Origin of the sequence: Oceanobacter sp. 1_MG-2023 (assembly GCF_030689025.1) — a bacterium.
Lineage (GTDB): Bacteria > Pseudomonadota > Gammaproteobacteria > Pseudomonadales > Oceanobacteraceae > Oceanobacter.
In genome coordinates this window covers 19,208-27,247 of record NZ_JAUYWA010000034.1, presented here as the reverse complement: position 1 = coordinate 27,247, position 8,040 = coordinate 19,208, and the positions used below count along the sequence as shown (strand labels likewise).

The following is an 8,040-nucleotide window of genomic DNA, read 5'->3' as shown; positions in this document are numbered from 1 at the left end:
CTCGTAGCTCAGCTGGATAGAGTACCTGGCTACGAACCAGGTGGTCGGAGGTTCGAATCCTCCCGAGCGCACCATTTATTAGATTAAATAAATGATTCAAATCGTGAGTGCTTTTCTGATGTGCGCTCGTAGCTCAGCTGGATAGAGTACCTGGCTACGAACCAGGTGGTCGGAGGTTCGAATCCTCCCGAGCGCACCATTTCAGAAAAATCCTTCGAAGCGTCCGCTTCATGATCAAACCCTCTGTTATAAATATTCATGCTTAATCAACGGCAAACTCTGTCGTCGTACGGCTTTTATATTAATCACACTCCTTCAGAATCCAGGCACTGCTGCTGTTGCACCCACTCTAACAACTGCTCAAATCGTTCCGGCGGAAAGCAGACAATACCATGCTGTTGCAGCAGCGCAGCGGTGATGCCGCTATAGGGTGTCAACTGCTTGCTGAATGAGCCATCGTAAGTACTGTCGGTGCCACAGGAAGGAGAACGTGATGCCAGTAACGCCGCTTGTACGTTATGGGCCTGGGCATAAGCCAGGGTTTGCCGGGCGCCCGCCAGAAACGATTCAGTAACGTCGTCACCACTGTATGTCAGCACTCGGCGCTGGCCAGCCAATACCTGCGCACCATCACCGCCAACGATTTCCGCCGCCGGTCGTGGGGTCGGCAAACCGCCAGCCATTTCCGGGCAGACCGGTATCAGCCATCCCTTGCGCCGCCACTGATCAAGCGTTGCGTGGTGGAGGGCCAGTTTGGTGGCGTTGTCGGCACCATCATAGCGGACGGGCTGACCGAGCAGGCAGGCTGATACCAGAATATTCATGGGTTGATTATCACCGAGTGGTACGTCTGGCCATTACATGGATATAACGACCGAACAGGCGATAGGGATCTTGCAGGCCAAATTCCAGATCGGCCTGATTAACTGCCGACTGGCCGATACGGTCACGGATTTTCTGGTGCATATGATCGTGGATGCAGCGGATGCCGCGCCAGCGGACAATATCAAAACCACCCGCTTGCAGCTTGTCCATCACCTTGTCTGGGTCGAGAGGATGCTGGGGTGCATTGCCTTCCTGGCGCAGCCGATCATTGGAGCCGTCCGGAGCATGGGTACGGCCGTTCATAAGCTGACGCCACTGATGACCATGGCGGTTGTAAAACATCAGCGAGAGCCAGCCGTTGGTTGCGACCTTGCTGGTGATGGCCTGCAGTGCATCGTAGGGCTGTTCCAGCCATTCCAGTACCGCATGGTTAAGTACCAGGTCAAACTGACCAGGAAACCGGTCTGAGGCTGACTGCAGGGAGCAACAGGCACTGTTGAGCGGCAGGTTGTCGGCCGCAAAGCTGTGTTTTGCCTGCGTCAGCATGGTTTCGGAAATATCACACAAATGGATCGCCGCCCCTTGTCGGGCCAGTTCCAGGGCAAATTGCCCTTGTCCGCCACCGAGATCCAATACCCTGGCGTTGGGTAGTGCGATCTTCAGGTCGGCAAAATCCTGTCGCAGGGCCGCCAGGCGCAGCTGGCCTTTGGGGGTGTCGTAAATCGTTTTGCGAAAGCGGGCAGAGATATCATCAAAATTACGATCAGGTGCCAGTTTGTCACTGACTGTTGGCGGTTGAGTACTCATTATCAGCTCTGTGGACGCACCATTTTTTTCTGTTTGGCCAGCCAGCGATCGAGGCTATTGGCAAACGACTGTTTGTCACGTTGATCAAAGGCAGAAGGCCCGCCACTCTGAATACCGCTGGAACGCATGGTTTCCATAAAGTCCCGCATGTTCAGCCGTTGACGGATGGTTTCGCGGCTATAGGGTTCGCCGCGAGGGTTCATGGCATCCACCCCCAGCTCCATGATTTCTGCGGCCAGCGGAATATCCTGAGTAATCAACAGATCACCGGGACGAGCGCTTTGCACAATCGAGTTATCGGCGACATCAAATCCGGCGGCCACGGTACGGCTGTGGACCCACTCCGATTTGGGTAGCGGTAGCGTATGGTTGGCAACAAACCAGATATGCACCTGTGCGCGCACAGCGGCTTTACAGAGAATATCCCGGATGGCTTTGGGGGCGGCGTCGGCGTCAACCCAGATACAGGCTGGTTGTGGCAGGGTGTTCAATAGAAAAATCCGTTCAAGACAGTATTGCTTGCAGCACCCATCGTTCTTGGTGGTAATGGGCGTGCTCGCCGGTTAAAGGTGGTCGACTGTATGTACCAATGACATGTTAAGCCATGACAGTGGAGGCTTGCATTTACCATCGAGCGTGTCGTTGTGGTTATCAACCAGAGCTGCCGAGACCAAACGATTATCCGGGTTCATCAGGTTAAATCCAAAGCGGCTTTGAAAGGCTATGGGGTAGTCACGATGACCGGCGTTATTCTGGGCGCTGGCGACAGGAAACTGGGTAATGGAGCCAGCCAAAGCTTTATACGTATCGCTGCAAGGGCCGGGAGAGCGGGCCATATCAATGAGCCAGCCACTCCAATCCTGATTGTTGTGGATACCGAAAGCAGCACAATGGTCGATGCCCTGTTTTGCATCCGGGCAAACCCCCCAGGGGATTTGCAGTTCATCCAGCCGTGTTTCCCATAGATGGTTGCTGGCAGATAGCACAACAAACAAGGGTAGCTCACTGCCGATAGCGGATTGCAGTGCTGATTCCAGCTCAGGCAGAGGCATCAGGCTGGCAGATAAATCATTAAGACACGCGGCCTTGTTGGCGACTAATACGATACCGGGAGAAGACATACGATGACGTCCCTGATTCAAGGGCTTAAACCCTACTACAGAGATCGGAAGTGGTAAATATATAACCGTATTGTTTGATCCAGCGCCGTAGAGCAGCCGGGCCAACACCAGGCGCTTGGCAGGCCTTGTGGTTGGGGCTTATTGATAACTCAAGCTTCCAAAGGGATTAGGCTATCGCAACCTGGCCGAGGCCAAGAAAGATGTTGGTGGTTATCTGATGGACGACTACAGCCGGCAGCGACCTCATACATTCAACGACGGCATTTCGCCCGTTGCAGCTGAGGAGAACCTTAAAATATTGTCCGGAATCAGCTGACCACTACAGATCATATGAAGTCAGATGCTATCAGGGATCAAGTTAAGCCTCTTTGGGCTAGGCTGAAGAGAGAAATGTCAGATTAGGTCTGAATAGCTATGGTTAACCAGATGTGACCGACCGAAAATTATCTCTCAGATCGGCATGAGTTTGCTCGATTGATTGGTTCCATATTTCAGACAGAATATTTACAGCTATATCACTTTCCCATGGCATCAGCATGTTTCCTCTATGTTTAGCAAACGGACCGTCTGTCTCAGTCAATATCCTGTCCCGAGGAATAATTGAAACTAGTTCAACTCCTTTTTTGGTATTTAACATTGCCGGGCCTACAGAAAACCAGCAACCGATATCAATCGCTCTCTTCAGTTGACTCTTGGTTCCTGAAAACCAATGAAGCACGGGAGTGCCGTCAATTCCTTTGAGCTCATCAAGCACAGCTGCAGCACTCGCGCGACTGTGTATTGACATGATTCTCCCACCAGCATGATTTACGGCATTAAGTATGTGTCGAAATGCTTTCAACTGGACATCCCAATGGTTCTTGAACCCACTACCTCCATCGAGACCAATCTCACCCACATATTTAGCTTCCGGGAGCAGGGCATCGAATAATTCCAACTCTTGGTATCTTTGGTGTGCAATTTGTGGATGAAGCCCTAACGCCGTTCGTATCCGCTGACTATCTTTAGACAGCCTACACGTACCCTCCCAAGCCTTCGGCGTCGTTGTCACAGACAACACGTAAGTCCCTCGTCTTTTGCACTCCTCGGCAACTTTAAACGGCTCAGGGTACAAATCTAGGTGGCAATGCATGTCAATACTCACAGTGCACCCTCAGATTTCAGAAAGGCTTTGACTTCATCCAACCCATCAATAAAGACCTTTTGAAAATTCTGGAAGTCTGCTGCTGGCAGAGGCCCGCTGTCCGCAATCCACGGCCCCGTTTTCCGAGTTGCTTTCTGTGCAACCGCTATTCGAAGGGCCAGGAGATCATCTCGACGATCTGTCTCATTCAGGACATCAGCCACTGTATCAAAGGTGTATCCAATATCTTCGCTGATGCCACCTGCATGCAGTGCCGCACGTCGAATAATGCATGGCACGCATATTCCGCATTGTTGATTTGACCGCTTCCAATGGCTGCATGAGACCGTACTGTCCACGACACCCTCAAGCAACTGCCTGTTATGACAGCCCGCCACCATCTGTCCTTTGGTCATAAACTGATAGGGATTGATGATTCGACAGGGAATTTGCGCCGACTCAAAAATCCTTTGGATACTATCGATGAAGTGCGGATGAGTAGTTCGTGTGCTCAAAGTCCCAACACGTCTGGGCGTCAACGGTGCGTTTAAAGAAATAAAACCGTTTTCAGGTACGAACAGGTCAACTTCCTCTTGCTGAGATACAGCCTGAACGGCACAGGCACCGACCGCAGCAAATGCAAGGAAGTTAAGGCTACGCGTCCGCATTGTGATGTCGGTCTCCCCAGTGTGCAAATGCGGATCAGCATTGACTTTGAAACGAGAGTGTCGCCTTGTAAGCGCTTGTGCAATCTGGTCTTGATGAGTCTTATCTCCCTTGTAGGAATGGCTCACCAATAATGGAGCGCGGCCCTGCGACAATAAATCGATCGCACCAATAGCAGAATCCAAACCACCCGAGAACAAGCATACTGAATCAAGTCCTCTGAGCGGTACTAGATGGAAACGATCTCGCTGGTGATAAGGTACCGGTGGGGGATGGCCGCCATCCAGGAATTCGAAGTCCCACATGTCACCGCTGAGAAAGTGCAATGCTCTTTCCAGCTCCTTTTTCAAAGGCACCCATCGATCAGGTTCATGTAGTGGTAGCTGCATGGCGAACTGGCGGGTCCAGCCATTCTCGCTCTCGGAACGTCGCACAAAGGTATCAGCTGCTGTTACTGCGAGCGCGATCGTCAGGAAGTCCATAACCTGACTGGGGATGCGCACCCCCAAACGTTTCACCTTCTCGATGACCGGATTCCCGATGACAGAGATATCGCCTCGACCTTGGCCGCTTAAACCGTACAATTGAACCGGCAACAAACCTTCTTTGTCCGGAGGCAAAAGCTGGTGATTGTGGTGAAATACTAACCGTGTCATTGATAGGCCTCCCATTCCTTCCATGCATCAATGATGGCCTGGCGCTCAATCTGAGCCATTTGCTGACGGCTAACGTTCCTCACATTCCCAGCTAGTTTGGGGGCCATATGCTTGTCCACAACGACCTTAATGAGTTCCCTCAGCTCGGTTTCTGCCCGCATCGCCTGGGCAGGGGTATCGGCCTTGTTCCAAGCTTTATCAGAATCCATCACCATCTGCAGGAAGATGCTCTCAGCCAGGTAGCCGATCATGGTATCGACGATGACATCATCAGTGATGCACTGAGGGTCAAAGGTCTCTACGCCATCCAGCGCTTCAACCAAGGCGTGATTCATCGCAGCGCGGATCTTATCTGAATCCCCGTCTTCGGTGGTCAGGGCCTGGGCAATAGCGGAAATCGCGAGCTCGCAGGGTAGGCCTGCTAAACTGCCGAGATCGAAACTGGACTCACCTGGGGCAGCGGGCACACCGGCCAGCGTCCCGAAGAGCCGGGCACCAGCCTGGGTGACGCTCCCCATGCGCCTGGCAGCACTACCCCCACCCCCGCTGGATTTGCGCGCGTAGTGGCCAACAGCACTCTTGAGATCGTTGCGATCTCCTCCGGATACAAATCTTCCCAGCGACTGCCGGAAGGCCATAAACCTTGCCGGCTGGGGCGTTGCTTGAGGTTGTTGTGGTTGGTCATCCGCCCATGGCGGTACCAGAGGTGAACCGCCACTCGGGCCGGTACTTGATTGTGAAGTCCCCATTAAGCGTCCTTATGCCACTGCTCTTCTTTGAGCGCAGCTGTCATCCATGGGGGGCGTTTTTCCCCCAAATCCAATTCCTGCAGATACCGTACAAGGACCTTGGCCGCATCCACCGAGTGTCGGGCCAGTAGGCAAGCGCCTGCAAATCCTTTGGGCTTCCGGGACCAATCGGAAATCTGCCTTAGATGGCTGATAACCCCCTCCATAACCGGGATTTGTTCCTCCAAGGGGAGGGTATCCAATAACTTTTCTGCTGTCGGCGAGCTGGTATTCTTCGTGTCCACCAGTACATCCAGTATTTCTCGTCCTGCAGGGGATAATCCTACCACATAAGCGCCGATCGGCATGGTTTCCCGGGACAAGTAAATGGCGGCTCTTAGGTCTACCTCGCTTAGACGGGGTTCCAGCTGGGCCCAATCACTGATGAAGGATTTGGTAGTGGGATTGTCCGTCCATGTCTTTGGGGCATCATCGGGTATCTGGCCACCCCCTTCCTCCAGCCGCTTGAGCAGTGCAGGCACTCCCTGTTCAGCATCAACCAAGCGATAGAAGTCAGCCGTTGCGTTCACGCCAACGCATCTCTCGAAGATCACCAACTTAGTAATGATGGCTTCATCCAATGGCATTGAACGACGCCGTGCAATCTGTGAACGCATTTTAACGACATTTAGCAGCCGTTTTACGATCCGTGGATTTCCGTGGATGATAGGGGAGTTAGCGAGTACCGGCGCAATACGGTCGGCCCTCGCAAACGCCGTTGCTAAGTCACTGTCTTCCGACTCTCCTGTCAAAGCTAGGGCATCCTGGCGGGTAATGGGATCATCTTTCCAGGATTGCTGCAACGCCTTCTCTAAACCCTCACGGAGCGTTTCGAGCTTTTTCTCAGGCAGGTGGTGATCGATGGCATAGAGCATAAAGAGGTAAGAACGGATCTCTCGAACGCCAGCCTTGGGTACGCGTATGGGGACTTGAATCAGCTTATCCAAATAGTCGATCTGGTGGCGGTCCGAAGCCCCTTTAAAGTAGTCGGCTACCGAGGAGCGAATCATTTCTTCATCGGCGGCAATAATGAAGGCTGTATTGGTCAGGAATAGGAACAGCCGGATTGCCTCAAGGGTATGAATAGCGTTTGTTGGCAGACATCGATCAAGGTTATCAATAACTACCACCAGTGGCTTACCAAGCTCTTCCAGAATTTCCCCGTATTCCTTCCGGAATGCATCGATCTGCTGGGGTGGACTTTTCTTTGTCTCGGGTCTCAGCAACCCACTCGCCTGTTCCTTCGCTTCTTTAGCGGTTTTGTCCAGGGTCTCATATTCCTCTTGGTCTTGAATGCCGTCAGCGGCACCTCCCAGGGCACCAACACCCCTGGCTATAAGTCCGCCTGTTGGAACCCCTGCCAGCAGGGCTGCCCCCTCGGCCAATAGCCCCATAGCCCTGAACCCATCAACCCGGGCCAGAAGTTTCTTGGTTTTCGTGGCCAAACTTGCATTCCCGTCCACAGCCTCTGTCAGCGCGGTAGCTATTACTTCAAGGAGTGCAGCCCGAGCATCGTCATACCCCTGATACAACCAAGCATCGAACTTGATGACGATCCAGTCTCTTTCATCCTGCTCCAGCTTCTCGTCAATCAGCTTCAGTAGTGAGGACTTTCCGGCCCCCCAGTTACCGAAAACGCCAACAGAGACCGGTAACATGTTATCCGCTGTAAGGATGTCGACGGCAAGCTGCGAGACTTCCCCAAAATTAAGGTAATCTTTATCGGATTCGGTATCTGACCACATACTGTTATCTTTTTTTGTTAGATTGGGAGAGAACTGAGCCAGCTAATTCTTTTGATACATCACTGTATTTTTCGCTACGCATAACTAACGACGCTAATGACTCCATTTCCGAACTGGTCTGGCTTTGTGTTCCTGATTGTGAAAGTGCTGATCCTGCAAGTTTCTTGGCAGTTGCAGACGCATTTGGGTCTTGTAGCACTTTCGCTGCCAGACTAGCTACTGAGTCCGAGGTTTGTTTTTTTATTCATGGCGTCATCTCTATATGGTGAGGTTAAGTTGTAGTTTGGGGTGAGTGCGCAGAAATCAATG

General features: G+C 52.4%; 8 protein-coding genes and 1 tRNA gene. 1 reads left to right on the top strand and 8 read right to left on the bottom strand.

All coding sequences use genetic code 11. From position 1 onward, the window contains the following. Positions 1 to 122 precede the first annotated feature (122 nt). A tRNA-Arg gene (locus tag Q8W22_RS15775) sits at positions 123 to 199 on the top strand. Between the two features lie 106 nt (positions 200 to 305). On the opposite strand, the gene Q8W22_RS15770 is transcribed toward Q8W22_RS15775, so the two are convergent. The 8 genes from Q8W22_RS15770 to Q8W22_RS15730 form a co-directional block, all read right to left on the bottom strand. Further along, a complete protein-coding gene (locus tag Q8W22_RS15770; protein ID WP_305453019.1) occupies positions 306 to 824 on the bottom strand; it encodes a DUF523 domain-containing protein in 519 nt (172 codons plus the stop codon). Positions 825 to 834: 10 nt separating this feature from the next. After that, positions 835 to 1,632 (bottom strand): methyltransferase domain-containing protein, encoded by a 798-nt coding sequence (locus Q8W22_RS15765; protein ID WP_303434196.1) that lies wholly within the window; start codon positions 1,630 to 1,632, stop codon positions 835 to 837. A gap of 2 nt (positions 1,633 to 1,634) precedes the next feature. Beyond that, positions 1,635 to 2,123, bottom strand: coding sequence for a YaiI/YqxD family protein (locus Q8W22_RS15760; RefSeq protein WP_305453018.1), 489 nt, complete (start codon positions 2,121 to 2,123; stop codon positions 1,635 to 1,637). Positions 2,124 to 2,195: 72 nt separating this feature from the next. Further along, positions 2,196 to 2,774: a hypothetical protein gene (locus Q8W22_RS15755; protein ID WP_303434198.1), complete on the bottom strand. Its 579-nt coding sequence runs from the start codon at positions 2,772 to 2,774 to the stop codon at positions 2,196 to 2,198. A 397-nt stretch (positions 2,775 to 3,171) separates the two neighbouring features. Beyond that, positions 3,172 to 3,885, bottom strand: a complete 714-nt coding sequence (qatD, locus tag Q8W22_RS15745; protein WP_305453024.1) for a Qat anti-phage system TatD family nuclease QatD — start codon at positions 3,883 to 3,885, stop codon at positions 3,172 to 3,174. 8 nt (positions 3,886 to 3,893) lie between these two features. Then, positions 3,894 to 5,198: a Qat anti-phage system QueC-like protein QatC gene (gene qatC, locus Q8W22_RS15740; RefSeq protein WP_305453017.1), complete on the bottom strand. Its 1,305-nt coding sequence runs from the start codon at positions 5,196 to 5,198 to the stop codon at positions 3,894 to 3,896. Next, the gene (locus tag Q8W22_RS15735) at positions 5,195 to 5,836 is read right to left on the bottom strand and encodes a hypothetical protein (protein WP_305453015.1); all 642 of its coding nucleotides are present in this window, start codon (positions 5,834 to 5,836) and stop codon (positions 5,195 to 5,197) included. Before Q8W22_RS15735 ends, qatC begins: the two co-directional genes overlap by 4 nt. Before the next feature lie 110 nt (positions 5,837 to 5,946). After that, entirely contained in the window at positions 5,947 to 7,731 is a 1,785-nt protein-coding gene (locus tag Q8W22_RS15730) for a P-loop NTPase fold protein (RefSeq protein WP_305453012.1), read from the bottom strand. Between the last annotated feature and the right edge of the window lie 309 nt (positions 7,732 to 8,040).

Bases quoted from the DNA above. Each gene is read 5' to 3' on its own strand.
- Q8W22_RS15765 (WP_303434196.1), bottom strand. From the start codon at position 1,632: ATGAGTACTCAACCGCCAACAGTCAGTGACAAACTGGCACCTGATCGT.
- qatC (WP_305453017.1), bottom strand. From the start codon at position 5,198: ATGACACGGTTAGTATTTCACCACAATCACCAGCTTTTGCCTCCGGAC.
- Q8W22_RS15730 (WP_305453012.1), bottom strand. From the start codon at position 7,731: ATGTGGTCAGATACCGAATCCGATAAAGATTACCTTAATTTTGGGGAA.
- Q8W22_RS15770 (WP_305453019.1), bottom strand. From the start codon at position 824: ATGAATATTCTGGTATCAGCCTGCCTGCTCGGTCAGCCCGTCCGCTAT.
- Q8W22_RS15735 (WP_305453015.1), bottom strand. From the start codon at position 5,836: ATGGCCTTCCGGCAGTCGCTGGGAAGATTTGTATCCGGAGGAGATCGC.
- qatD (WP_305453024.1), bottom strand. From the start codon at position 3,885: ATGCATTGCCACCTAGATTTGTACCCTGAGCCGTTTAAAGTTGCCGAG.